This is a genomic window from Erwinia sp. HDF1-3R (assembly GCF_039621855.1).
Lineage (GTDB): Bacteria > Pseudomonadota > Gammaproteobacteria > Enterobacterales > Enterobacteriaceae > Erwinia.
The window spans coordinates 186,747-212,659 of sequence record NZ_CP155071.1; the positions used below are offsets into that span (position 1 = coordinate 186,747).

General features: G+C 56.2%; 21 protein-coding genes and 5 tRNA genes. 19 read left to right on the forward strand and 7 right to left on the reverse strand.

Annotation, left to right across the window (positions count from 1 at the left end):
* Positions 1-125 precede the first annotated feature (125 nt).
* Positions 126-1,604, forward strand: coding sequence for a ketol-acid reductoisomerase (gene ilvC / locus AAGR22_RS00880; protein ID WP_345829765.1), 1,479 nt, complete (start codon positions 126-128; stop codon positions 1,602-1,604).
* 162 nt (positions 1,605-1,766) lie between these two features.
* Here ilvC and ppiC read toward each other — a convergent pair whose 3' ends face one another.
* Positions 1,767-2,048, reverse strand: a complete 282-nt coding sequence (gene ppiC / locus AAGR22_RS00885; protein ID WP_034938966.1) for a peptidylprolyl isomerase PpiC — start codon at positions 2,046-2,048, stop codon at positions 1,767-1,769.
* Positions 2,049-2,136: 88 nt separating this feature from the next.
* On the opposite strand from ppiC, the gene rep reads away from it, so the two are divergent.
* On the forward strand, positions 2,137-4,167 hold the full coding sequence (rep, locus tag AAGR22_RS00890) for a DNA helicase Rep (RefSeq protein WP_067709689.1): 2,031 nt from the start codon (positions 2,137-2,139) through the stop codon (positions 4,165-4,167).
* 5 nt (positions 4,168-4,172) lie between these two features.
* On the opposite strand, the gene gppA is transcribed toward rep, so the two are convergent.
* Positions 4,173-5,657, reverse strand: a complete 1,485-nt coding sequence (gppA, locus tag AAGR22_RS00895) for a guanosine-5'-triphosphate,3'-diphosphate diphosphatase (protein ID WP_345831524.1) — start codon at positions 5,655-5,657, stop codon at positions 4,173-4,175.
* Between the two features lie 7 nt (positions 5,658-5,664).
* Positions 5,665-6,957, reverse strand: a complete 1,293-nt coding sequence (gene rhlB / locus AAGR22_RS00900; protein ID WP_067709694.1) for an ATP-dependent RNA helicase RhlB — start codon at positions 6,955-6,957, stop codon at positions 5,665-5,667.
* A 117-nt stretch (positions 6,958-7,074) separates the two neighbouring features.
* Here rhlB and trxA point away from each other — a divergent pair, with 117 nt between their 5' ends.
* The 17 genes from trxA to AAGR22_RS00985 all read left to right on the forward strand — a co-directional run bounded on the left by trxA (position 7,075) and on the right by AAGR22_RS00985 (position 21,040).
* Complete coding sequence (gene trxA, locus AAGR22_RS00905) at positions 7,075-7,407, forward strand: thioredoxin TrxA (protein WP_067709696.1); 333 nt, start codon at positions 7,075-7,077, stop codon at positions 7,405-7,407.
* Positions 7,408-7,763: 356 nt separating this feature from the next.
* Positions 7,764-9,023, forward strand: a complete 1,260-nt coding sequence (gene rho / locus AAGR22_RS00910; RefSeq protein ID WP_067709698.1) for a transcription termination factor Rho — start codon at positions 7,764-7,766, stop codon at positions 9,021-9,023.
* Between the two features lie 307 nt (positions 9,024-9,330).
* Entirely contained in the window at positions 9,331-10,410 is a 1,080-nt protein-coding gene (gene wecA, locus AAGR22_RS00915) for a UDP-N-acetylglucosamine--undecaprenyl-phosphate N-acetylglucosaminephosphotransferase (RefSeq protein ID WP_067709701.1), read from the forward strand.
* A gap of 56 nt (positions 10,411-10,466) precedes the next feature.
* Positions 10,467-11,522, forward strand: a complete 1,056-nt coding sequence (gene wzzE, locus AAGR22_RS00920; RefSeq protein ID WP_067709703.1) for an ECA polysaccharide chain length modulation protein — start codon at positions 10,467-10,469, stop codon at positions 11,520-11,522.
* Between the two features lie 22 nt (positions 11,523-11,544).
* A complete protein-coding gene (wecB, locus tag AAGR22_RS00925) occupies positions 11,545-12,675 on the forward strand; it encodes a UDP-N-acetylglucosamine 2-epimerase (non-hydrolyzing) (protein ID WP_156485040.1) in 1,131 nt (376 codons plus the stop codon).
* Positions 12,672-13,934 carry a UDP-N-acetyl-D-mannosamine dehydrogenase gene (gene wecC / locus AAGR22_RS00930; protein ID WP_067709708.1) on the forward strand — a complete coding sequence of 421 codons (1,263 nt, stop codon included), beginning with the start codon at positions 12,672-12,674 and terminating at the stop codon, positions 13,932-13,934. The genes wecB and wecC overlap by 4 nt, the downstream gene beginning before the upstream one ends.
* Entirely contained in the window at positions 13,931-14,632 is a 702-nt protein-coding gene (gene rffC, locus AAGR22_RS00935) for a dTDP-4-amino-4,6-dideoxy-D-galactose acyltransferase (protein WP_345829773.1), read from the forward strand. The genes wecC and rffC overlap by 4 nt, the downstream gene beginning before the upstream one ends.
* A gap of 50 nt (positions 14,633-14,682) precedes the next feature.
* Complete coding sequence (gene rffA, locus AAGR22_RS00940; RefSeq protein WP_345831525.1) at positions 14,683-15,813, forward strand: dTDP-4-amino-4,6-dideoxygalactose transaminase; 1,131 nt, start codon at positions 14,683-14,685, stop codon at positions 15,811-15,813.
* Position 15,814: 1 nt separating this feature from the next.
* Positions 15,815-17,065: a lipid III flippase WzxE gene (gene wzxE / locus AAGR22_RS00945; RefSeq protein WP_345829774.1), complete on the forward strand. Its 1,251-nt coding sequence runs from the start codon at positions 15,815-15,817 to the stop codon at positions 17,063-17,065.
* Positions 17,062-18,138 carry a TDP-N-acetylfucosamine:lipid II N-acetylfucosaminyltransferase gene (locus AAGR22_RS00950; protein WP_345829775.1) on the forward strand — a complete coding sequence of 359 codons (1,077 nt, stop codon included), beginning with the start codon at positions 17,062-17,064 and terminating at the stop codon, positions 18,136-18,138. Before wzxE ends, AAGR22_RS00950 begins: the two co-directional genes overlap by 4 nt.
* The gene (gene wzyE / locus AAGR22_RS00955) at positions 18,135-19,478 is read left to right on the forward strand and encodes an ECA oligosaccharide polymerase (RefSeq protein ID WP_345829777.1); all 1,344 of its coding nucleotides are present in this window, start codon (positions 18,135-18,137) and stop codon (positions 19,476-19,478) included. Before AAGR22_RS00950 ends, wzyE begins: the two co-directional genes overlap by 4 nt.
* Before the next feature lie 53 nt (positions 19,479-19,531).
* Positions 19,532-20,272, forward strand: coding sequence for a lipopolysaccharide N-acetylmannosaminouronosyltransferase (gene wecG / locus AAGR22_RS00960; RefSeq protein ID WP_345829778.1), 741 nt, complete (start codon positions 19,532-19,534; stop codon positions 20,270-20,272).
* Positions 20,273-20,449: 177 nt separating this feature from the next.
* Positions 20,450-20,526, forward strand: a tRNA-Arg gene (locus tag AAGR22_RS00965).
* Positions 20,527-20,599: 73 nt separating this feature from the next.
* Positions 20,600-20,675 (forward strand) — tRNA-His (locus AAGR22_RS00970).
* Positions 20,676-20,690: 15 nt separating this feature from the next.
* Positions 20,691-20,777, forward strand: a tRNA-Leu gene (locus AAGR22_RS00975).
* A 34-nt stretch (positions 20,778-20,811) separates the two neighbouring features.
* A tRNA-Pro gene (locus AAGR22_RS00980) sits at positions 20,812-20,888 on the forward strand.
* Positions 20,889-20,963: 75 nt separating this feature from the next.
* A tRNA-Pro gene (locus tag AAGR22_RS00985) sits at positions 20,964-21,040 on the forward strand.
* Between the two features lie 844 nt (positions 21,041-21,884).
* Here the strand turns inward: AAGR22_RS00985 and hemY are convergent.
* The 4 genes from hemY to hemC are packed head-to-tail and all read right to left on the reverse strand — an operon-like array spanning position 21,885 to position 25,909.
* A complete protein-coding gene (gene hemY, locus AAGR22_RS00990; protein ID WP_067709719.1) occupies positions 21,885-23,075 on the reverse strand; it encodes a protoheme IX biogenesis protein HemY in 1,191 nt (396 codons plus the stop codon).
* Positions 23,076-23,077: 2 nt separating this feature from the next.
* On the reverse strand, positions 23,078-24,208 hold the full coding sequence (gene hemX, locus AAGR22_RS00995) for a uroporphyrinogen-III C-methyltransferase (protein ID WP_345829781.1): 1,131 nt from the start codon (positions 24,206-24,208) through the stop codon (positions 23,078-23,080).
* A gap of 22 nt (positions 24,209-24,230) precedes the next feature.
* Positions 24,231-24,971 carry a uroporphyrinogen-III synthase gene (gene hemD, locus AAGR22_RS01000; RefSeq protein ID WP_345829782.1) on the reverse strand — a complete coding sequence of 247 codons (741 nt, stop codon included), beginning with the start codon at positions 24,969-24,971 and terminating at the stop codon, positions 24,231-24,233.
* Positions 24,968-25,909 carry a hydroxymethylbilane synthase gene (gene hemC / locus AAGR22_RS01005; RefSeq protein ID WP_067709726.1) on the reverse strand — a complete coding sequence of 314 codons (942 nt, stop codon included), beginning with the start codon at positions 25,907-25,909 and terminating at the stop codon, positions 24,968-24,970. The genes hemD and hemC overlap by 4 nt, the downstream gene beginning before the upstream one ends.
* Positions 25,910-25,913: the final 4 nt, after the last annotated feature.

Here is a 25,913-nt window from a genome sequence, read left to right on the forward strand (position 1 = left end):
GATATTGTTAATATATCAATTTCAGCAATGCATTTCCTGTCATATGATGGGGAACAGACAGGGTGAGCCGGGATGCGGCGACACCGATAAATAAAATGCGAAACACAACCTCATACGGAGTACCCATGGCTAACTATTTCAACACACTGAACCTGCGCAATCAGCTGGCGCAATTAGGCAAATGCCGCTTTATGATGCGCGATGAATTTGCGGATGAAGCCAGCTACCTGAAAGGCAAAAAAGTGGTTATCGTTGGCTGCGGCGCTCAGGGCCTGAACCAGGGTCTTAACATGCGCGATTCCGGCCTGGACATCGCCTATGCGCTGCGGGCTGAAGCCATCGCTGAAAAACGTGCCTCCTGGCGCAAAGCGACCGAAAACGGTTTCAAAGTGGGTACTTACGAAGAGCTGATCCCGCAGGCTGACCTGGTGGTTAACCTGACGCCAGACAAACAGCACACCTCCGTGGTGCGCGCCGTTCAGCCGCTGATGAAAGATGGCGCGGCGCTGGGCTACTCCCACGGTTTCAACATCGTTGAAGTCGGCGAGCAGGTGCGTAAAGACATCACCGTGGTGATGGTTGCGCCGAAATGTCCGGGCACGGAAGTGCGTGAAGAGTACAAGCGTGGTTTCGGCGTTCCAACGCTGATCGCGGTTCACCCGGAAAACGATCCGAAAGGCGAAGGCATGGCGATCGCCAAAGCCTGGGCTGCGGCGACCGGTGGCCATCGTGCGGGCGTGCTGGAATCCTCCTTCGTTGCCGAAGTGAAGTCCGACCTGATGGGTGAGCAGACTATCCTGTGCGGCATGCTGCAGGCCGGCTCTCTGCTCTGCTTTGACAAGCTGGTGGCTGAAGGTACCGATGCGGCTTACGCCGAGAAACTGATTCAGTTTGGCTGGGAAACCGTAACTGAAGCGCTGAAGCAGGGCGGGATCACCCTGATGATGGATCGCCTGTCTAATCCCGCTAAGCTGCGCGCGTTTGCGCTCTCTGAACAGCTGAAAACCATCATGGCCCCGCTGTTCCAGAAGCATATGGATGACATCATCTCCGGTGAGTTCTCTTCCGGCATGATGGCCGACTGGGCGAACGATGACAAAAAGCTGCTGGGCTGGCGCGAAGAGACCGGTAAAACCGCGTTCGAAACGGCACCGCAGTTTGAAGGTAAGATTGCCGAGCAGGATTACTTCGATGAAGGCGTGGTCATGATTGCGATGGTGAAAGCGGGCGTTGAGCTGGCGTTTGAGACCATGGTTGATGCGGGGATCATTGAAGAGTCTGCCTACTACGAGTCACTGCACGAACTGCCGCTGATCGCCAACACCATTGCCCGTAAGCGCCTGTACGAAATGAACGTGGTTATCTCAGACACCGCCGAATACGGCAACTATCTGTTCTCCTATGCTGCGGTGCCGCTGCTGAAAGAGTTTATGACCACCCTCCAGGCGGGCGATTTGGGTAAATCTGCGGCGGCTTCCGCCACCGTGGACAACGCTCAGCTGCGCGATGTGAACGAAGCCATCCGCCAGCACCCTATTGAAGCCGTAGGACGCAAGCTGCGCGGCTACATGACGGATATGAAGCGCATTGCCGTGGCCGGTTAATGGAGCGGTCTGAGCGGTTGCGTACGGCGGGCTGAAAACAAAAAAAGCGCGGAGCTCCGCGCTTTTAATGATGACCCGATGATGCCGCTCTGTCAGCTGACCCACCTTTCGATCAAACCACCTTTTCGGTGGTTTTTTTATGCTGACAGGATCGGGAACCGGTTAGTTACGGTACAGCACCTTGATGATGTGATAACCGAACTGAGTATGCAGCGGGCCATAAGGGGTGATAAGCGGGCAGGAGAACACCACTTTATCGAAAGCGGGGACCATTGCGCCCTGTTTAAACTCGCCCAGATGCCCACCCTTTTTGCCCGATGGACAGATGGAGTGCTTTTTTGCCAGCTTTTCAAAATCGGCGCCCTGTTCCAGCTGAGCCAGAATGTCCTGCGCTTGTTTCTCTTCCTTTACAAGGATATGCAGTGCTGCTGCGGTTTTTGCCATGATCGTACCTTGAGTCGTATGGATGCTGCTGGCTATACTACCACGCTGTGATTTCTTTCCCTCTGTCATTTCATCGAGCGATTTCCTTATGCGTCTTAATCCTGGCCAGCAACACGCCGTCGAATTCGTTACCGGACCCTGTCTGGTATTAGCCGGGGCGGGATCGGGGAAAACGCGCGTTATCACCAACAAAATCGCCCACCTGATCCGCGAATGCGGCTATCAGGCCAGACACATTGCTGCGGTAACCTTTACCAACAAGGCCTCGCGCGAAATGAAAGAGCGCGTGGCGCAGACGCTCGGACGTAAAGAGGCGCGCGGCCTGACCATCTCCACCTTCCATACGCTGGGCCTGGAAATTATCAAGCGTGAATACGCCGCCCTGGGGATGAAATCGAACTTCTCACTGTTTGATGACCAGGACCAGCTTGCCCTGCTGAAGGATTTGACGGAAGAGTGGCTGGAGAACGATAAAAACCTTTTGCAGCAGTTGATTTCGACGATCGGTAACTGGAAAAACGATCTGATGGATCCCTCACGCGCTGCGGCCGCCGCGATCACCGATCGCGACCGCCTGTTTGCGCACTGCTACGGCCTGTACGATCGGCATCTTAAGTCCTGTAACGTGCTGGATTTTGACGATTTAATCCTGCTGCCCACGCTGCTGTTCCAGCGTAATACCGAGGTGCTTGAGCGCTGGCAACAGCGCATTCGCTATCTGCTGGTGGATGAATATCAGGACACCAATACCAGCCAGTATGAACTGGTAAAACTGCTGGTGGGTGCGCGAGCCCGCTTTACCGTGGTGGGCGATGATGACCAGTCAATCTACTCCTGGCGCGGGGCCAGGCCGCAAAACCTGGTGCTGCTGAAGGAGGATTTCCCGGCGCTACAGGTGATCAAACTGGAGCAGAACTATCGCTCCTCTGAACGGATCCTGAAAGCGGCCAACATTCTGATTGCCAATAATCCTCACGTCTTTGAAAAGCGTCTTTTTTCCGAGCTGGGCTACGGTGCGGAACTGAAAGTGGTGACGGCCAATCAGGAAGATCATGAGGCAGAACGGGTGATCGGCGAGCTGATCGCCCACCACTTCGTCAATAAAACCCAGTACAAGGATTACGCAATTCTCTATCGCGGCAACCATCAGTCCCGCGTCTTTGAAAAGATGCTGATGCAGAACCGTATCCCGTACCATATTTCCGGCGGTACCTCCTTTTTCTCCCGTCCGGAGATCAAGGATCTGCTGGCCTATCTGCGGGTGCTGACCAACGCCGACGACGACAGCGCATTTATGCGCATTGTTAACACGCCGAGACGTGAAATTGGCTCGGCAACGCTCCAGAAGCTGGGCGAGTGGGCGATGCAGCGTAACAAAAGCCTGTTTAGCGCCAGCTTTGATATTGGGCTTGAGCAGACGCTATCGGGAAGGGGACTGGAATCGTTGCAGCGCTTTACCGGCTGGCTACGGGAGATCGCTCAGCTGGCGGAACGTGAGCCGGTGAACGCCGTGCGCGATTTGATTCGCGGTGTTGATTACGAAAGCTGGCTGTTTGAAACCTCCGCCAGCCCGAAAGCCGCTGAAATGCGGATGAAAAACGTCAACACGCTGTTCCAGTGGATGTCCGAAATGCTGGAAGGCAGCGATATTGATGAGCCGATGACGTTAACCCAGGTGGTTACCCGTTTTACGCTGCGCGATATGATGGAGCGGGGCGAAAGCGATGAAGAGTCCGACCAGGTACAGCTAATGACGCTGCATGCCTCTAAGGGGCTGGAATTTCCCTATGTCTATCTGGTAGGGATGGAAGAAGGGCTGCTGCCGCATCAGAGCAGTATTGACGAGAACAACGTCGAAGAGGAGCGCCGGCTGGCCTACGTGGGTATCACCCGCGCGCAGAAGGAGCTGACCTTTACGCTCTGTCGCGAACGGCGACAGTACGGTGAGCTGATTCGTCCTGAACCCAGTCGTTTTCTGCTTGAGCTTCCGCAGGATGATCTGAACTGGGAAACCGAGCGGAAGGTGGTCAGTCCGCAACAGCGAATGCAGACTGGACAGAGCCGCGTAGCCGGTCTGAAAGCGATGCTGGAAAAAGCGAAGGGGAGCGCGGGTTCCTGACTCTGTCAGTGAATGGTCAGGGACCAGTGCGCGTAGCTCTGCCAGTGGCACTCCTGCTCCAGCAGCTCAGCGCGAAGTGGGTGCGCCTCCAGCCAGCCGTCAGGCAGCGTTACGATCAGATTGTCCTCATCGGCCTCCAGTGTGATCGCTGGCAGCATATTATCACGGCGTCGGCTGGCAAAAATAATTGCCAGCCGCAGCAGACGACAGAGGCGCTCCGCCATGCGCGGTGGCAATGCATTTTGTTGGCTCAGTAGCGCCAGATCGATGCTGTTTGCCTGGTTTTTTAGCAGCGTGGCGATAAGTTTCTTCTGGGCGGGCGTGAAGCCTGGCAGGTCGAGATGGCGGATCAGATAGGCGGCATGCTGAGGGGACTGTTTAAAATCTACGCTCAGTCCGATTTCATGGATCTGACTGGCGCTGTCGAGCAGTTCCCGACATCGTTCATCCAGCTTCCAGCTCTCACCAACCTGCCGGGCAAAACTATCGGCAAGGTGGCGTACGCGTTCGGCCTGCTCGGCATCAATGGCAAACCGGCGCTGGATAGTGCGCAGCGTACGGCTGCGGATATCGCGATCGACCGGCAGATGCAGCATGCCGTACACCAGACCTTCACGCAGTGCGCCACCGGCCAGCGTCATGCTGCTGATGTTCAGCTCATTGAAAATCGCAATCAGGATCGACAGCCCGCTGGGAAACACCAGCGCCCGCTCGAGGGTCAGGCCTTCAATCTCCAGCTCCTCCAGCTTGCCGCACTGAATGGCGCGCTGTCTGAGCTGTTGCAGTTTACCCAGCGTGATGTGCTCATCCATGCCCTGCGCCATCATGATCTCCTGCAACGCCTGAACGGTGCCGGACGCCCCCACGCATACCTGCCACCCCTGTTCGCGAAGCGAATGGGCGACAGGGCGGATCATATCGCGCGCCGCCCGTTCCGCCTGCTCGAAATTTTCTTTACCCAAATGGCGATCGGCAAAGTAGCGCTCCAGCCAGGTGACGCAGCCCATCGACAGGCTAAACAAAGAGGTCGTTTGCGATCCGCTGCCCGTGACCAGTTCGGTGCTGCCGCCGCCGATATCCACCACCAGGCGCTTATCCGGGCCGCCGGTGGTATGGGCAACCCCCTGATAAATCAGACGGGCTTCTTCTTCACCACTGATAACGTTTATCGGGCAGCCAAGAATTTCCTGTGCCGTTTGCAAAAAGGTGCCCGCGTTAGCGGCAAGACGCAGCGTGGCGGTTGCCACTACGCGGATTTGCGGCGGGGGAATATCCTGCAGCTGCTCTGAAAAGAGCCGCAGGCAGTGCCAGCCGCGGGCCATGGCCTCGTCGGAGAGATGACTGTCACTGTCGAGGCCAGCGGCCAGACGCACTTTGCGCTTAATGCGCGCCACCGTCTGGATGCCTCCGGCAACCTCGCGCACCACCAGCATATGGAAGCTGTTCGATCCCAGATCTATTGCTGCATAAAGTGATGATGCGCTCAGCATGGCAGGCTTATCCCGATCGTTTACGGTTACTATTACGCGGCGCGCCGCTGCGACGGTTGTTATTGCCACCGCGACGAGGCCCATTGCCAGAGCGGGGACGCGTCAGGCGCTTAGGTGGCGGAAGATCGGTCATTAGCGCATCGCTGTTATAGCGGCTGACGGTAATGCTGTGGCCAATATACTCTTCAATCGCGGGCAGATTCAGCGCGTACTCTTCACAGGCCAGGCTGATGGAGTGCCCGTTGGCCCCTGCGCGACCGGTGCGTCCAATACGGTGCACGTAGTCTTCGCGATCGTCCGGCAGGTCGTAGTTAAAGACGTGGGTAACGGCGGGAATATGCAGGCCACGCGCGGCAACGTCGGTGGCGACCAGAATATCCACATCACCTTTGGTAAAGTCGTCCAGAATGCGCAGACGCTTTTTCTGAGCCACATCGCCGGTTAGCAGGCCAACGCGATGGCCATCGGCGGCCAGATGGCCCCAGATATCTTCACAGCGGTGCTTGGTATTGGCGAAAATAATCGCCCGATCGGGCCACTCTTCTTCCAGCAGCGTTTGCAGAAGACGCATTTTTTCTTCGTTAGACGGATAGAAAAGTTCTTCTTTGATACGGTGTCCGGTTTTCTGCTCCGGCTCAACTTCGACGTACTCGGCGTTGTTCATATTTTCGAACGCCAGCTCGCGGACGCGGAAGGAGAGGGTTGCGGAAAAGAGCATGTTCAGCCGCTGGTTAGCCGCAGGCATGCGGCGGAACAGCCAGCGAATATCTTTGATAAAGCCGAGGTCGAACATGCGATCGGCTTCGTCGAGCACAACAACCTGAATAGCACCTAAATTAACGTGATTCTGTTTGGCGTAATCAATCAGCCGACCGGTCGTGCCAATCAGGATATCAACGCCGCTTTCCAGCACCTTAAGCTGTTTGTCGTAGCCGTCGCCGCCGTAGGCCAGCCCCAGCTTCAGGCCGGTAGCCTGGGTCAGCGGTTCAGCATCTGCATGAATTTGCACGGCTAATTCGCGCGTTGGCGCCAGGATCAGCGCGCGTGGCTGATTAATCTGTCGACCAACAGGTGCTGGGTGAGAAAGAAGATGATGGAACGTTGACGTCAGAAACGCCATCGTTTTGCCGGTACCGGTTTGCGCCTGTCCCGCTACATCACGCCCCTGAAGGGTGAAAGGTAGTGCGAGCGCCTGTATAGGCGTGCAGTTATGAAAGCCTTTAGTTTCAAGGGCTTCAATGACCTGAGGGTGCAGGGCGAAGTCGGAAAACTTCTGTTCAGTTAAGTGTGTTTTGCTCATAGTGTGGTAGAATATCAGCTTACTATTGCTTTACGAAAGCGTATCCGGTGAAATAAAGTCAACCTAAGTTGGCAGATTTTACGCCAACCAGCCAGGCATAATCTTTTGGAGTAAGACATGAGCAGCGATAAAATTGTTCACCTGACCGATGACAGCTTCGAAACCGACGTATTAAAAGCAGAAGGTTTGACGCTGGTCGACTTCTGGGCAGAGTGGTGTGGCCCTTGCAAAATGATCGCCCCCATTCTTGATGAAGTGGCCGAAGAGTACGACGGCAAGCTGACAATCGCCAAACTGAATATCGACGATAATCCGGGCACGGCACCAAAGTATGGTATTCGCGGTATTCCTACTTTGCTGCTGTTTAAGGATGGTGAAGTGGCCGCGACCAAGGTTGGCGCACTGTCTAAAGGTCAGCTTAAAGAGTTCCTGAACGCGAATCTGGGCTGACAGTCTGGCTGCGTCCGGCAGAGAGCGAAATTTCAGCTCCGCGCTGGACGCAGGCCATTAAGCGTGCTAACTTACTTTTACTGCACTCTGTACTTACCTGTACTAAGACTCTAAGTTTTACTCCTTGTTGAACACTGTTTTCATCTAAATCTTACAGATATTCAGCAATCTGACGGTTAGCATCATCAGCATTTCCGGCGTCTTGTCCTTACCGTCCCTCGTCTCAGATTTGCGTTATCCTGCACGTAATCATCGAGCGGACCCAGACAAGAGTGCCATTAACAGGCATGGATTTTTCGCCATTCCACTTACGACAAACATTTCGAGATTTACCCCGAGTTTAAGAACCCACCATTATGAATCTTACCGAACTAAAAAATACGCCGGTTTCTGACCTGATAATACTCGGCGAAAATATGGGGCTGGAAAACCTGGCGCGTCTGCGTAAGCAGGACATCATTTTCTCCATCCTTAAGCAACATGCAAAAAGCGGCGAAGATATCTTCGGCGATGGCGTACTGGAGATATTGCAGGATGGATTTGGTTTCCTCCGCTCTGGAGACAGCTCCTACCTCGCCGGCCCTGATGATATTTACGTTTCCCCCAGCCAGATCCGCCGCTTTAACCTCCGCACAGGTGACACCATTTCCGGCAAGATCCGTCCGCCGAAAGAAGGTGAGCGTTATTTTGCCCTGCTGAAAGTTAACGAAGTTAACTACGATAAGCCGGAAAATGCGCGTAACAAGATCCTGTTCGAAAACTTAACCCCACTGCATGCGAATTCACGCCTGCGGATGGAGCGTGGTAACGGTTCTACTGAAGATTTAACCGCTCGCGTACTGGACCTGGCGTCGCCAATCGGTCGCGGACAGCGCGGTCTGATCGTCGCACCGCCTAAAGCCGGTAAAACCATGCTGCTGCAAAATATCGCGCAGAGCATCGCCTATAATCACCCAGACTGCGTGCTGATGGTGCTGCTGATTGACGAGCGTCCGGAAGAAGTGACCGAGATGCAGCGTCTGGTTAAGGGTGAAGTGATTGCTTCTACCTTTGACGAACCCGCGTCACGTCACGTTCAGGTTGCGGAGATGGTAATTGAGAAGGCCAAGCGCCTGGTTGAGCACAAAAAAGATGTGATCATCCTGCTGGACTCCATTACCCGCCTGGCCCGTGCCTACAACACCGTCGTACCGGCTTCCGGTAAAGTACTGACCGGTGGTGTGGACGCGAACGCCCTGCATCGTCCGAAACGCTTCTTCGGTGCGGCACGTAACGTTGAGGAGGGCGGAAGCCTGACCATCATCGCGACAGCGCTGGTCGATACCGGTTCAAAAATGGACGAAGTCATTTACGAAGAATTCAAGGGTACCGGTAATATGGAACTGCATCTGGCGCGTAAAATCGCCGAGAAGCGTGTGTTCCCAGCGATTGATTACAATCGTTCCGGTACGCGTAAAGAAGAGCTGCTTACCAGCTCGGAAGAACTGCAGAAAATGTGGATCCTGCGCAAAATCATTCACCCAATGGGTGAAATTGACGCCATGGAGTTCCTCATCAACAAACTGGCTATGACGAAAACTAACGATGAGTTCTTCGATATGATGAAACGCTCGTAACGCGTTTCGCCTGTACGGCGGCCTCAGGCCGCTGACAGGTGCCATTATGACCGCTTTGAACTTTATGGGCGGTCAACGGGCAAAAAGAAAACTCGGGCAACGCCACGTTCAAACGTGGCGTTTTTCGTTTGTGGGCTATACGATATTCAGCTACCGGAGAATTAAATAAAGGTGCCTTTCAGGATAAAATTTCAGCGCATGATGGAGTTTTGAATGGAAGCACAATGGAAATCAGAAATCTGCGGATGTTTAATGGCACAATAGTTGCTTATAACACTGCGAGATTCTTTGCTGAGAGCTGTTTAATGTGAATTTACTCAATATGAGTACAGAGCTTGCCTTAATATTTTTGTTTTCACTGGTATTTCTCTTTTTTGCCCGTAAAGCAGCTAAAAAGGTGGGGCTGGTTGATAAGCCTAACTATCGCAAACGTCATCAGGGCGTCGTTCCCCTGGTAGGCGGCATCTCTGTTTTTGCAGGAATCTGTTTTAGCTACACCATCAGTAATTACTATCTCCCTCATTTTGTTCTTTATCTGGGCTGCGCGGGCATGCTGGTGCTGGTCGGTGCGCTTGACGATCGTTTTGATATCAGCGTGAAATTCCGTGCCATCGTCCAGGCGGCAATCGCCGTGGTGATGATGACCTTCGGTAAGCTCTACCTGCTGAGCCTGGGGTATATCTTTGGCCCCTGGGAACTGATCGTCGGGCCGTTTGGCTATGTGCTGACGCTGTTTGCCGTCTGGGCCGCCATCAACGCTTTCAATATGGTCGATGGCATTGACGGGCTGCTGGGTGGTCTCTCCTGCGTCACCTTCCTGGCGATGGGCATTATTCTCCTGCTTGACGGACAGCAAAGCCTGGCGATGTGGTGCTTTGCTATGATCGCGGCCATCGTGCCCTATATTTTGCTGAATCTCGGCGTATTTGGTCGCCGGTATAAGGTGTTTATGGGCGATGCAGGCAGCACGCTAATCGGCTTTACCATTATCTGGATCCTGCTGGAAGCGACGCAGGGCCAGTCTCATCCGATTACGCCGGTCACGGCGCTGTGGCTGATTGCTATCCCGCTAATGGATATGGTGGCCATTATGTATCGCCGCCTGAGTAAGGGCATGAGCCCCTTCTCCGCTGACCGTCAGCATATTCATCATCTGATTATGCGGGCGGGTTTCTCCTCGCGGCAGGCCTGCCTGTTAATTACGCTTGCCGCCGCGCTGCTGGCCGGCGTCGGCGTGTTGGGCGAATCCCTCTCTTTTGTCCCGGACTGGGCCATGCTGCTGCTGTTTTTACTGGCGTTTATGCTTTACGGCTACTGCATCAAGCGGGCATGGCGCGTGGCTCGGCTGATAAAAAGAGTAAAAAGACGCCTGCGCAGGGCGCAGTAATTACCGCTGAGCCCAATTGCACGATTCCGATACGCTGATTAAAAGGAAAATTATGTATGACGCATCCTGATGCTGCCGATAACGAACTGGATATTCGCGGCCTTTGCTGCGCCCTCTGGAGGGGGAAGCTGTGGATTATCGGCGGTGCGCTGGCGCTGGCGCTGCTGGCCTTTCTCGGCTCGCTGCTGATGACGCCACAGTGGAGCACGACTGCCATTACCGATCGCCCAACGGTTACTCTGCTGGGCGGCTATTACTCGCAGCAGCAGTTTTTGAATAATCTGGATACTCATGCCAGCAATGGCAGCGTCACGCCGCCGTCCGTGATGGATCAGGCCTATCAGGAATTCGTCAGGCAGCTTTCGGCCTGGGATACGCGGCGGGACTTCTGGCTGCAATCCCGCTACTACAAACAGCGGCAAACCGGCAACGCGCATGACGACGCGACGAAACTGGATGAGATGATAAACAATATTCAGTTTCAGCCCGCGGATACGGCCAAAAATGTCAGTGACACGGTCAGGCTGGTGGCAGAAACCTCTGCGGATGCCAATACGCTGCTGCGCCAGTACGTGGCCTTCGCTAATCAGCGGGCGGCCACGCATCTGAACGACGACGTAACCGGTGCCTGGGCAGCGCGCACTATTCAGCTGAAAGCGCAGGTGAAGCGGCAGGAGGCGGTTGCCAACGCGATATACCAGCGTCAGGTGAACAGCGTAGAGCAGGCATTAAAAATTGCCCGCCAGCAGGGTTTTGAGCAGGCGAAGACCTCCACGCCGGTCGAGCAGCTGCCTGACTCTGAACTCTTCCTGCTGGGACGCCCTCTGCTACAGGGGCGGCTGGAGAATTTGCAGGCCACCGGCCCCGGCTACGAGCTGGACTACCTGCAAAACAGAGCGATGTTGTCCACCCTCAACGTGGGTCCCACCCTGGTGGAGTCTTTCCAGACTTATCGCTATCTGCGTACGCCAGAGGAGCCAGTGAAACGCGACAGCCCGCGTCGCCTGTTTTTAATGATTATGTGGGGTGCAGTAGGCGCTTTAGCCGGGGCAGGGACTGCTCTGGTACGCCGCCCTCGTGGTCGGGCGCGTAATGCGCATTCAGCGACCTAACAGACGAACGAAGAGAGTCACAGTGAAAGTACTAACTGTTTTTGGCACGCGCCCGGAAGCGATTAAAATGGCTCCGCTGGTTCATGCACTCGCACAGGATAGCGAGATAGAAGCGCGTCTGTGCGTCACTGCGCAGCATCGTGAGATGCTGGATCAGGTTCTGAAACTTTTTGCGATCGTACCGGATTACGATCTCAATATTATGCGTCCCGGCCAGGCGCTAAGCGAAATCACCAGCCGTATTCTGGAGGGGCTGAAAGGCGTCTTTGACGAATTTACCCCTGATGTCGTATTGGTTCACGGCGATACCACCACTACCTTTGCCGCCAGCCTGGCGGCCTTCTATCACCGTATTCCCGTGGGTCACGTCGAAGCCGGGCTGCGTACGGGCGATCTCTATTCCCCCTGGCCGGAAGAAGCGAACCGCACCCTGACCGGCCATCTGGCTTCGTATCACTTCACGCCGACGGAAACCGCGCGTAATAACCTCCTGCGTGAGAATTTGCGCGGGGACCGCATGTTTGTGACCGGCAATACGGTCATTGATGCCCTTTTCTGGGTCCGCGATCGGGTGCTGAGCGATGAGACGCTCAGAAACAGCCTGACCGCGCGCTATCCCTTCCTGGAAGCCGGTAAGAAGATGATTCTGGTTACTGGCCACCGGCGGGAGAGCTTCGGCGGCGGATTCGAGCGAATTTGCAGCGCGCTGGCCGAGATCGCCCGGCTACATCCCGACGTACTCATCGTCTATCCGGTGCACCTGAACCCCAACGTCAGCGAGCCGGTCAATCGCATTCTGCGCGGCATTGATAACATCGTGCTGATCGAGCCGCAGGAGTACCTGCCCTTTGTGTGGCTGATGGTGCATGCCTGGCTTATCCTCACGGACTCAGGCGGCATCCAGGAAGAAGCCCCCTCGCTGGGCAAACCGGTTCTGGTGATGCGCGACACCACCGAGCGTCCGGAAGCGGTAGAGGCGGGCACGGTCAGACTGGTGGGAACTGACGTGCAGAAGATTGTCAGTGAAGTATCGCGTTTACTCACGGATGAGCTGGCATACCATTCAATGAGTCGTGCCCACAACCCTTATGGGGACGGCCAGGCCTGTCAGCGTATTGTGCAGGCGCTAAAAAATAATCGGGTTTATTTATGACGTTCAATACCATCTCAATTATCGGGCTGGGCTACATTGGCCTGCCTACCGCTGCTGCCTTTGCTTCGCGGGGCCACACCGTGGTTGGCATTGATATTAATGCCGATGCCGTAGAAACCATTAACCGTGGCGAAATCCATATAGTGGAACCCGAACTCGACCAGGTGGTGAAAACCGCCGTCGGGCAGGGCTACCTGCGGGCTGCCACCAAACCGGTAGCGGCTGATGCCTTTCTGATCGCCGTCCCAACGCCGTTTCAGGACGAACATCAGCCGGATATGTCATGGGTTAAGGCTGCGGCACTGTCGATTGCCCCGGTGCTGAAGCGCGGGGATTTAGTGATCCTCGAGTCCACTTCCCCGGTGGGTGCCACCGAGCAAATGGCCGAGTGGCTGGCCACGGAACGTCCCGATCTCCGCTTTCCACAGCAGGCCGGTGAGGCAGCCGATATTCAGATTGCCTACTGCCCCGAGCGCGTGCTGCCCGGAAAGATTATGCTTGAGCTGTTTAAGAACGATCGGGTTATCGGTGGCATGACGCCAGCCTGTTCCGAGCGGGCGAAGGCGCTTTATATGCTCTTCGTGGAAGGCGAATGCGTGATTACCAATTCACGAACGGCGGAGATGTGTAAGCTCACCGAGAACAGCTTTCGCGATGTGAATATCGCTTTCGCCAATGAGCTGTCGCTGATCTGCGCCGATCAGGGGATTAACGTCTGGGAACTGATCCGGCTGGCCAATCGACATCCCCGGGTCAACATCCTCCAGCCAGGCCCGGGCGTCGGCGGCCACTGCATCGCCGTCGATCCCTGGTTTATCGTGGCACAGAACCCGGTCCAGGCGCGCCTCATTCGTACTGCGCGTGAAGTCAACGACAGTAAGCCTCACTGGGTACTGGAGCAGGTGAAAAAGGCGCTGGCAGAGTGTCTGACGGCCAGCGACAAACGCGCCAGCGAAGTGACTATCGCCTGCTTTGGACTGGCGTTTAAACCAGACATTGACGATCTGCGCGAAAGCCCGGCCATGGAGGTGGCAGAGATGATCGCCAACTGGCATTTCGGCACCACGCTGGTAATCGAACCGCATATTCGTCAGCTGCCTGCGCGGCTGGCCGGGAAAGCCGAACTGGCACCGCTGGATGAGGCCCTTCACCAGGCTGACGTTCTGGTGATGCTGGTTGACCATGCCGCTTTTAAAACGGCAGACGTTGCTCAGTCCGGACCGCACTGGATTGTCGATACCAAAGGCGTCTGGCAGTGAGTACAACCGTGCTGGGCCGCATTGAGCCCCTGAGATGGGAAAATGACTTTTTCGCGGTGAATAGCGCCCTGTTGAGCCTGGACGCCCGGGGAACTGTGCTTAATAGTGACGGATTGCAGGGCTTTGATATCGTCCAGTGCCGGGTGCTTTCGCAGCAGACCGCCGAGCTGGATGCACTGGGCGAGATGGGATTTCGCCTGGTTGAAGGTGAAGTGGACTGCGTGCTGGGCGTGTCCGCGACGTCGCGCCCGGACGGCATACGAATTGCCCGCGCTGAGCATATTCCCCTGCTGCGTGAGGCAGCCAGCGCCGCGTTTGCCTTCAGTCGGTTTCGTGCGCCCTGGTATCAGCCCGCCGACAGCGGCCGGTTTTATGCACAGTGGATAGAAAACGCCGTACGCGGGACGTTTGACCACCAGTGCCTGCTTGCCGTCAATGAGCAGGGCGATATGCAGGGGTTTATTTCATTGCGCGAGCTGCCGGACGGCAGCGGCAGAGTCGGCCTGCTGGCCACGCTGCCGGAAGCGCAGGGGCTAGGCGTCGGTCAGCGGATGATTGCTGCTGCCACAGACTGGTGTCGGGTTCGCCGCCTGTCGCGTTTACATATCGCCACCCAGCTGAGCAATCTCCCCGCTCTCCGGCTTTATCATCGTTGCGGTGGCGTGGTTGAACGCACCGCCTACTGGCTTTACAGGTAACAACCATGAATCCGTTTAACGCTTCACCTACTGGTATGACAGGTAACATGATGATCCCCTTCAATTCGCCACCGATTGTAGGTACTGAACTAGCGTATATGCAGTCGGCAATGGGGAGCGGAAAGCTCAGCGGCGACGGCGGCTTTACGCGGCGCTGTCAGCAGTGGATGGAGCATCGCTTTGGCTGTAAAAAGGTCCTGATGACGCCCTCCTGCACCGCCTCGCTGGAGATGGCGGCCCTGCTAATCAATATTCAGCCTGGCGATGAAGTCATTATGCCGAGCTATACCTTCGTCTCGACCGCCAATGCCTTTGTGCTGCGCGGGGCGGTAATCGTGTTTGTGGATATCCGCCCCGACACGCTGAACATTGATGAAACCCTGATTGAAGCAGCGATCACGCCGAAAACCAAAGCCATTGTGCCCGTTCACTATGCCGGTGTAGCCTGCGAAATGGACGCCATCATGGACCTCGCCAGCCGTTACAAGCTGTTCGTCATTGAAGATGCCGCGCAGGGGATCATGTCCACCTACAAAGGCAGGCCGCTGGGTACCATTGGCGACATCGGCTGCTTCAGCTTTCATGAGACCAAAAATTACACCGCCGGAGGCGAGGGTGGCGCGACGCTGATAAACGACGCGGCGCTTATCGAACGTGCGGAGATCATCCGGGAGAAAGGCACTAACCGCAGCCAGTTTTTCCGTGGGCAGGTCGATAAATACACCTGGCGGGATATAGGTTCCAGCTACCTGATGTCGGATCTTCAGGCCGCCTGGCTCTGGGCGCAGCTTGAAGCGGCAGAACAGATTAATGCCCGTCGTCTTGCGCTCTGGCAGCGTTACTATGATGCTCTCGAGCCGATTGCACAGACTGGACGCATTACGCTGCCCTCCATGCCGCCTGAGTGCCAGCATAACGCGCATATGTTTTATATTAAGCTGCACGACAATCCGGATCGCAGTGCGCTGATTGACTGGCTGAATGAGGCTGAGATCCTGGCGGTGTTCCATTACATTCCGCTCCATTCCTCACCGGCCGGTCAGCGTTTTGGCCGCTTCCACGGGGATGACCATCATACGCAGTTTGAAAGCGAACGCCTGCTCCGCCTGCCGCTGTTTTACAACCTTTCTGATAATAATCAGAAAACGGTGATCAACTCGCTGCTGAGCTTTTTTTCCTGATATGTCACTGGCTAAAGCATCGGTATGGACGGCGGCCTCTACGCTGGTCAAGATTACGGCGGGACTGCTGGTAGTGAAGATGCTGGCGGTGTCGTTCGGCCCGGCTGGCGTGGGGCAGGCGGGTAATTTCCGGCAGCTTATTACCGTGCTGGGCGTGCTGGCGGGCGCCGGGATTTTTAATGGCGTGACCAAATACGTTGCGGAACAGTCGCAGCCGACGCCGGCATTACGCGCCATTACCGGAACGGCTTCGGCCATGGTGCTGGGCTTCTCCACGCTGCTGGCGGTGGGCTTTTTACTCTTCGCCGCCCCGATTAGCACCGCCCTGTTTGGGCACGACCATTATCAGAACGTGGTGCGGATCGTCGCCTTTTTGCAGGTGGGTATCGCCTGGGCCAACCTGACGCTGGCGGTGTTGAAAGGCTTCCGCGATGCGCGGGGGAACGCGCTGGCCCTTATCCTGGGCAGCCTGGTGGGCGTGGTAGCCTGGTTTATCTGCTACTGGCTGGGCGGCTACAGCGGTGCGCTGGTAGGGCTGGCGATGGTTCCCGCGCTGGTGGTCTTTCCGGCGGCGATAATACTGGCCCGCCGGGATCATCTGCCCGTGCGCTTTCTGCTCCCCCGTTGGGATCCGACGATAGCCGCGAACCTGAGCAAATTTACGCTTATGGCGCTGATCACCGCGGTTACGCTGCCGATCGCGTGGGTAATGATGCGTAATCTGCTGGCGGCGCACAGCGGCTGGGATCAGGTTGGGCTCTGGCAGGGCGTGACCAGTATTTCGGATGCCTATCTGCAATTTATTACCGCCTCTTTCAGCGTTTATCTGCTGCCCACGCTCTCCCGCCTCACCAGCCGGCAGGCGATCTCCCGCGAGATCGTTCGCTCGCTCAGCTTTGTGCTGCCGGTGGTGGCTGCGGTTAGCCTGACCGTCTGGCTGCTGCGGGATGTGGCTATCTGGCTGCTGTTTTCCAGCCAGTTTCACGCCATGCGCGACCTGTTTATCTGGCAGCTGACGGGCGATATTTTTAAGGTTGGCTCCTATGTGTTTGGCTATCTGGTGATTGCTAAAGCGTCGCTACGATTTTACATTCTGACAGAGGTCAGCCAGTTTCTGTTGCTGACGTTGTTTGCTCGCTGGCTTATCCCTTTGCACGGTGCAACAGGTGCCGCCCAGGCCTATATGGCCAGCTACATCGTCTATTTTGCGCTCTGCACCAGCGCCTTTCTTCTCTATCGTAGAAAAGTATGACCACATTGATTTACGTTCTCGGCTCACCCATTCCCCATCATAATCAGACCGTGCTGCGTTTTTTTAACGACGTACTTTCCGTACGGATGCCCGGCGCGGCGCCGCGTCATTTCTGGGTAGTGGGTGAAGCACCCGTGCCGTCTGAGTTCAGCCAGCTGGACATTCGCTACTTCGCGGATAAACGCGCGATCGCCCAGGCGATCGTCGCCAGGGCCAGGGCGTCGCGGCAAACCCGCTTCTTCTTCCTCGGGCAGTTCAATGCCGCATTATGGCTGGCGCTGCTGGTGGGGAAAATCAAAGCCGCGCAGTGCTACTGGCATATCTGGGGGGCCGATCTCTACGAACAGGGAAAAGGCTGGCGATTCCGGCTGTTTTACCTGCTGCGTCGTCTGGCGCAGAAGCGCGTGGGACGGGTGTTCGCAACGCGTGGCGACATCACCTGGTTTCAGCAGCGCTGCCCGCGGGTGCCCGCCTCGCTGCTCTATTTCCCTACCCGGATGGCACAGACGATCCTGCCCGCCGGAGAGAAAAAAGCGGATGAGTTGACGATTCTGGTGGGTAACTCCGGGGATAGCAGCAATCGTCACGTTCAGGCGCTACAGGAGATAGCTCAGCAGTTTGGCGACAAAGCCTCGGTCATCGTGCCACTCGGGTATCCTGAGAATAACGATGCCTGGATCCAGCAGGTACGGGAGGCAGGCGAGCGGCTGTTCAGCGCGGATAAACTCCATATTCTTACTGAAAAACTCGATTTTACCGCTTATCTTGAGCTGATTTCGCGCTGCGATTTAGGCTACTTTATTTTTGAGCGCCAGCAGGGGATTGGCACCCTGTGCCTGCTGATCCAGGCCAATATTCCCGTTGTGGTGAACCGTAAAAACCCGTTCTGGCAGGACCTGGTTGAGCAAAACGTCCCGGTACTGTTCGCTGGTGATACGCTGGATGGGCCACGGGTTAAGGAAGCTCAGCGGCAAATGGCGCTGCTGGATAAGTCGGCCATCGCCTTTTTTGACCCGGCATATATCGAAGGCTGGTGTCATGCGCTTACGCTGGCGGAAGAGGAACAGGTATGACGCTGTCGCAGTTTGCTGGCCTGCTGGTGGTCTGGCTGTTATCGCTCGGCGTGGTGCTGACGCTGACGTGGCGTGAGTTTCGCCGGGTACGTTTTAATTTTAACGTCTTCTTTTCGCTGCTGTTCCTGCTGACCTTCTATTTCGGCTTCCCGCTGACCTGCCTGCTGGTATTCAGATTCAACGTGCAGGTGGTGCCGCCTGAAAATCTGCTTGAGGCGCTGCTCTCGGCGACGTGCTTTTACGCAATTTACTACGTGAGCTATAAAACGCGCCTGAGGGCGGTCTCAGCGCGGCCCTCCAGGCCTGTCTTTACCATGAATCGCGTTGAGACGCATTTGACCTGGGGGATTCTGGCCCTGATTGCGCTGGGCACGGTGCTGGTGTTCTTTCTGCATAACGGCTTTCTGTTATTCAGGTTGCACAGCTACAGCCAGATTTTCTCCAGCGACGTCTCGGGCGTGGCGCTTAAGCGCTTTTTCTACTTTTTTATCCCCGCCATGCTGGTGGTCTATTTCCTCGATCAGCGAATGCGAAACTGGCTGCTGTTTCTGGTGGCGACGGTGGGATTCGGCCTGTTGACCTACGTCATTGTGGGCGGTACGCGCGCTAACATCATCATCGCCTTTGCCCTGTTTCTGTTTATCGGCATTATTCGCGGCTGGATCACGCTGTGGATGCTGGCGATGGCGGGCGTGGCCGGGGTGGTGGCGATGTTCTGGCTGGCGCTGAAACGTTATAACCTTGACGTCCGCGGTGCAGAGGCATTCTATACCTTCCTCTATCTGACGCGCGATACCTTCTCGCCCTGGGAGAACCTGGGGCTGCTGTTGCAAAACTACGATAAGATCGACTTTCAGGGGCTGGCGCCGATAGTGCGGGATTTCTACGTATTTATCCCGAGCTGGCTGTGGCCGGACAGGCCGACAATGGTGCTGAACAGCGCTAACTACTTCACCTGGGAAGTGCTTAATAACCACTCAGGCTTGGCGATTTCACCCACGCTCATCGGCTCACTGGTGGTGATGGGGGGAGTAGGGTTTATTCTGCCCGGCGCCATCGCAGTCGGGATGGTTATAAAATGGTTTGACTGGCTGTATCAGAAAGGCCAGCAGGAGAGTAATCGCTATAAGGCTGCGATATTACAAAGCTTCTGCTTTGGTGCTGTTTTCAATATGATTGTGCTTGCCAGAGAGGGCCTGGATGCGTTTGCATCCCGGGTCGTCTTCTTTTGCCTGATTTTTGTCGCGACGGTCGTGGTGGCAAAGCTGCTCTACTGGCTGCTGGATAGTGCAGGCGTGGTCCGGGCGAAAAAGGCCTCGGTTCAGCCCCAGTCGCATTAAGCCCGAGCGGACACGTCTGTCCGCCAGGCTATTTTTACCTTAAGGAAACGCTCATGGATGCCCCTTCTTCTGTACCGCACTACCAGATCCGCGGCTTTTCGCTGCTGGGTTTTCGCGATATGGCTGGCTTCCTTGACTACCTCTATCAGGGAAGCACCCTGAAGACCGGAACGCTGGTGGCGATAAATGCCGAAAAAGTCCTGACGGCAGAGAGTCAGCCGATGGTTCGCGAATTGATTGAGGCGGCGGAATATAAATATGCTGACGGCATCAGTATTGTCCGCTCGGTACGCAAAAAATATCCCGAGGCGCAGATTGCCCGCATCGCCGGTGCCGACCTGTGGGAAGCGTTGATGGAGCGTGCAGGCCGTGAAGGTACGCCTGTTTTCCTGATTGGCGGCAAGCCTGAAGTGCTTGAGCAGACGCAGGCTAAACTGCGACGCCAGTGGAATGTGAATATCGTGGGTGCGCAGGATGGCTATTTCGCGCCCGCGGATCGCGATGCGCTGTTTGCACGCGTTGCCGCCAGCGGTGCCCGAATTGTGACGGTAGCCATGGGATCGCCCCGGCAGGAAGTGCTGATGCGCGACTGTAAGATGATTAATCCTGATGCCCTGTATATGGGCGTAGGCGGTACCTATGACGTGTTCACCGGTCGGGTGAAGCGTGCGCCCCTGTTCTGGCAGAAGATGGGTCTGGAGTGGCTGTATCGGCTTCTTATGCAACCTTCCCGGCTGCGCAGGCAGTTAAAACTGCTTAAATACCTGAAGTATCATTTACGCGGCGATCTTTAAAATACTTTTTGTCCTGCGGTAATCGTTGGAATGCAAACATTTTTCGTCCGTTTTCTATACATTCCGTACGTGCTTTAGACAGAACGCACAAAGCGTAAGCAAACGCGATTTTTTATTAAAAAAGCACTGGACAGGATCGGCTCGAATCCGTAGTATGCCCATCCGCAACGGCGCTATGCGCCCGTAGCTCAGCTGGATAGAGCGCTGCCCTCCGGAGGCAGAGGTCTCAGGTTCGAATCCTGTCGGGCGCACCATTAAGTTGTGTGCAAGAGCTGCGGTGGTAACAACCGCGTTAGTAAAGCAGTACAGAAGTAAGCAGTAGGGGTGGTGGCTATAGCTCAGTTGGTAGAGCCCTGGATTGTGATTCCAGTTGTCGTGGGTTCGAGTCCCATTAGCCACCCCAGATTTTGTTCGGTATGCGAAGGTGGCGGAATTGGTAGACGCGCTAGCTTCAGGTGTTAGTGTCTTAACGGACGTGAGGGTTCAAGTCCCTCTCTTCGCACCACAAAATCAGCAGCAGTAAAGAAGTCGCAGTATTTCGGCGAGTAGCGCAGCTTGGTAGCGCAACTGGTTTGGGACCAGTGGGTCGGAGGTTCGAATCCTCTCTCGCCGACCACTTTTCAAGACCTTGCTGTGGCGAGGTTTTTTGCTTAAGGTCTGAGGATCTGAGCAGGGCAGTACCGCAGTATTTCGGCGAGTAGCGCAGCTTGGTAGCGCAACTGGTTTGGGACCAGTGGGTCGGAGGTTCGAATCCTCTCTCGCCGACCATCTTAGAAACCCCGCTTCGGCGGGGTTTTTTGTTTTGCATAGTCGCTCACACGGCTAACCCTTTCCGGCAAGGCATCATTCTCTGACTCCAGCAAAATATCTCTCGCTCCAGCGGCTTACCTCTCCCCTGATTCCGTGACACGTCCCTCTGGCCCCAGCAAAATATCTCTCGCTCCAGCGACATACCTCTCCCCTGCTTCCGTGACACATCCCTGTGACTCCAGCGACATATCTCCCTCTGATTCCTGTAACATATCCCCACCAGGCTTTACGCTTCACTACCTGCTACCTGCTACCTGCTACCTGCTACCTGCTACCCGCTGCGCTTGTTCCGGACTGTGCGTTAATGCCCCGGGCATCTGCAATGGCAACGCGCTCACCCACTGTCGCCGGCATGAGACGTATAAGCCGATGTATTACCTGAAATTTAATTAATCATCGGATTGCTGTCGCCGAAAAGGGACAGAAAAGGAGAGGGGGGTCGCACTTTTATGACCATGCAAAGCGAGGAGACGGAAATTCAGGTGAGTAAAGGCATAAAAAACAGACGAATAAATGAAATTTTTCGGTTAATAAGCAGGATGGCATGATGTGTGCAATAACGCAGGTGTAGATGCTCATTCCACTGCTTATGCTCGCTCAGGCTTCATAAGACCCGGAATGATGCAGAGCCCTTTATGGTACCTGTTGTCCACCTGCCCGTATCGTTGTTGACCTTACGGGAAGCCCGGACACGACGTTGAGTCAGGTATCCGCCAATTGTCTTACCGACCTGATTTCACACCTGCCTGACCGGCAGGTGTTTTTTTTGGGCTGCCCGGCTTAACCGCCGGGAGAAAGAGGATTACGGGTTATTCTTCAGCGTGATCAGTAAACCGTCACGACGCATCTGGGCGGCTTCTTCCGGCTTATGCTGATGATCCAGCGTGTCAGCCAGCCAGGCGTAGTCGAAGGCGTCCGGGCGCTGCTTAAGGGCTTCCCTGAACGCCTCGCTGGCCTGCTCCCACTCACCGTGCTGCATCAACAGCTGTCCCAGCGTGCTGTGCAGCAGCGGGGTCGCGCCATGCTGTTTAATCTGGTGACGCAGCGCTTTCTCCAGCTGTTCCGGATTGCCGGTTTTCAGTCGGGGCATTAACAGTATCAGGCGTTCGTCATAGGCCCGCTTCAACCCGTCCAGCACGATTTGCTGCGCCGTTTCATGATCGTTACACACAATCAGATGGTCAGCCATCGCCACCTGGAGCGCCGTTTCATGCCGCGTTTTACGACTCTGCGACTGCCACCAGCGCTTCAGGCCATCGCTGCCCTGATCCGCCATGGCCTGATTCATCAGTCCCAGCCAGGCCTCCTGTTTGAGCGCCTGACGGTGAACGTCGTCTGAAACCTGCGCTTTTTCCATTGACGGCAGGATATCAAGCAGGGCGCTCCAGGCACCGGTGCGGACGTAAGCCTGTTCGGCAAGACGCAGCACTTCCGGATGACGTGGGGCTACTTCGAGCAGGCGGTCTACCCCGTTACGGGCCGCGTGATCTTCATTTCTGGCCAGCTGGATGCGGACGCGGGTGATTTCCACCGGCAGCTGATCGCCTCCTGCCAGTTCGGCAGCACGTTCCAGATGCTGATTGGCGCGCGTATCGTCGTTACGCTGCTGCGCCGCTTCCGCTGCCAGCAGGTAATTCACCACCGGCTGTTCGGCGTGATCGGCATTGCGCGACAGCAGTTTTTCAACCTGGCGATAATCCCCTTCCGCCAGCTTCACCAGCGCGGCATTGGTCTGTTTACGGGCCCGCTTGCCTTTACGTCCAAGGAACCAGCCGCGTGTTCTGACGCCAGTGCGCAACACACGACGCAGGATCCACTCAATAAACAGAATGATCACCAGCGAAAGCAGCAGAATGATGGCCAAACCGGTGACGCTGGTTTCGATATTCCAGTTATCGGTCTGAATGAGCACGTAGCCCTGGTGACCCGCCAGCATCGGGCCAAGCACGACGCCTGCGATGAGTAAAAGGAATAGTATCAGTACCTTAAGCATGCTTATTCTCCCTGCTGCTGTTGCCCGGCACTGGGCTGTGCCAGCAGGTTGCGCACGCGCGTCTGCATCAGTTTATCCAGCATTGGCTGGCTCTGTAGCGACTCAGGAAGATCCATCGAGATGCTTTGCTGACTGAGATCGTCCAACTGGCTTAAGAAAGCCTTCGTGGCCGGGTCGCTGGTATCAAACCAGGCCCGCACCCAGGCCGATACGGTATCAATGGACTGCTTATAGATCTCATCCTGATGGCGGGGAACCGCCTGTGCCGCAATCAGCAGACGGGAACGGATATTTTCGCGCAGATAAATGTCCTGATTCGGAGCCAGCAGAGGTTCTGCCGTTGTATCACGGCGACGCACGGTGATGAAATCATCCATGAAATAGTGCCAGCTTTTCACCAGGTTCTGGCGCCACTCCCGCAGAGAAGAGGTTAGCTCGCCGCTATCGGCATCCATCGGCGTATCGTCGTTATCGTTATCCGCCAGGCGCAGGTTATCCACACCGTTTGATAGCTGGTTAAGCTTGAGGATAATGCCGTCGTAGTCCACCTGGCTGACCGATGAGAGGCTGCTGATATCCTGCGTCAGGGCGCGGCGCACCTCTATCAGGCTGGGATCGTTCATATCGGCCAGGCTGGCATCTGCACTTTTGAGCAGCGCGGCGGCCGTGGTCACATCCCGATCGCTCCACAGTTTACGACCCGCCAGCTTCACCAGATAATCGGCCTGCGCCAGCAGCCAGGTATGGGCATCATTCCCGGAAATGGTCGCCACCTTCTGTTTTAACTCATCAAGCTGCTTGCTCATTACCGCCTGCTGCTGCCTGGCGGCATCCAGCGCGGCGGTTTGCGTTGTCAGCTGCTGTCCCAGCGTCTGTTTATCGCTAACGGCCTGCTGCTGAAGCTGAGAGAGCTGATCGGCCAGCGCTTTGCTGGCGGCCGCCTGCTGCTGCGCCTGATGCTTGCCGTTAAAATAGAGGCCACCGCCAACGGCCAGCGCGATAGCAATTGCCACAACGGCCAGCGCAGTGCCGGTATTCTTCGACTTATGGGGCGTTTTACTCTCAGCCAGAGAGGGCTCGACCGCTGGCGTGGTCTCCTCAAGGCTGGCCGAGGGATCTTTGTGTTCCGTCATTGTGGCTTTCCCGTTTAAAAGTTTATTGTAACGCGCGGAGCAATGCGTCGTTATCAGCACCATCCGCAACCCTGATTTCGCGCCAACCCAGTTCCCTGGCGCAGGTTGCCAGGCGTTCACTGACGACAATCAGCCGACAGTGGAGAAGCCACTCCTCGCGATCGATTGCGGGGAATAGCGAAAAAAGCTGATGCAACATCTCGCCGCTGGTCACTACCAGCGTGGTAATCCCCCGGTCCCGCCAGCGTCGTCCCTCTACCGGGCCGTGGTAATATTTCGCACAGCGTTGATAGCACTCGATAAACTGTACATCAGCCCCGCGCTGTTGCAAGGTTTCAGCAAGTAATTCCCTGCCGCCATTGCCGCGCAATATCAGGGCCCGCTTTCCAGCCACCTGCTGAAGTGCAGGTAATTGTATCAGCACCTCGCTGGTTTCGCGCTCGTGCGGCCAGACCACATTCAGCCCGCTGACGGCGTGCAGCGCCAGCGCGGTAGAGCGGCCTATCGCATAATAGTTGAGATTTGCGGGCCAGCTGCCTCCCGCCTTTACCAGCGCGGGCTGGGCGTAGTGAATAGCGTGCTGCGACAGGATAAACACCAGATCGTCGTCGCGCAGGCTGGCTATCTGTGTCGGGAGGCTCTCCAGCTGCGTACCGGGGGTGAACTCAATCAGGGGCATAGCCCAGGCGACCTGACCGGCTTTACGCAAGCGGCTGACCAGCTCATCAGCCGCAGGCGCCGGACGGGTTACCAGGATGCTCATTCGGGTGGATTTCCCTGATAAACCTCAGCGAGGATTTCCCGGCCACCGTTATTTAACAGCTCTTCCGCCAGGGAAATGCCCATTTTCTCTGCATCCTCGCGCGGACCGCGCCGCTCACCGCGTACCATGGTTTTACCGTCCGGCGCGCCGATTAGCCCGCGTAGCCAGATCTGGTCATCCACAAGTACGGCGTAGCTGCCAATCGGCACCTGACAGCCCCCTTCAAGGCGGGTATTCATCGCCCGCTCGGCCCGGACGCGTGTCGCGGTATCCTCATCATTGAGCGCCGTCAGCAGCGCGATGGTTTGCGCATCCTCAAGGCGGCACTCAATGCCGACCGCGCCCTGGCCAACGGCGGGCAGCGACTCTTCGGCAGGCATGGCGTGACGAATACGGTCACCCAGCCCCAGGCGCTTAAGGCCCGCGACGGCAAGGATAATGGCGTCATAGTTGCCCGCATCCAGCTTCGCTAACCGCGTCCCGACGTTGCCGCGCAGCGAGCGAATAATCAGGTCCGGGCGACGGGCGCTCAGCTGACACTGGCGTCGCAGGCTGGAGGTGCCCACCACCGCGCCGTGCGGCAGATCGTCCACCGAGTCAAACCTATTAGAAACGAAGGCGTCGAGCGGATCTTCGCGCTCGCAGATCGTCACCAGTCCAAGGCCTTCCGGGAAGGCGACCGGCACGTCTTTCATCGAATGCACGGCGATATCCGCGCGATCGGCGAGCATAGCCTGTTCCAGTTCTTTGACGAACAGCCCCTTACCGCCGACCTTCGCCAGCGGCGTGTCCAGGATGATGTCGCCCTTCGTCACCATAGGCACCAGTTCGACGTTAAGCCCCGGATGGCATGCCATCAGGCGCTGCTGCACATAATGTGCCTGCCACAGTGCAAGTGGGCTTTGTCTGGTAGCAATTCTTAAAATTTTGTCTAACATGCTT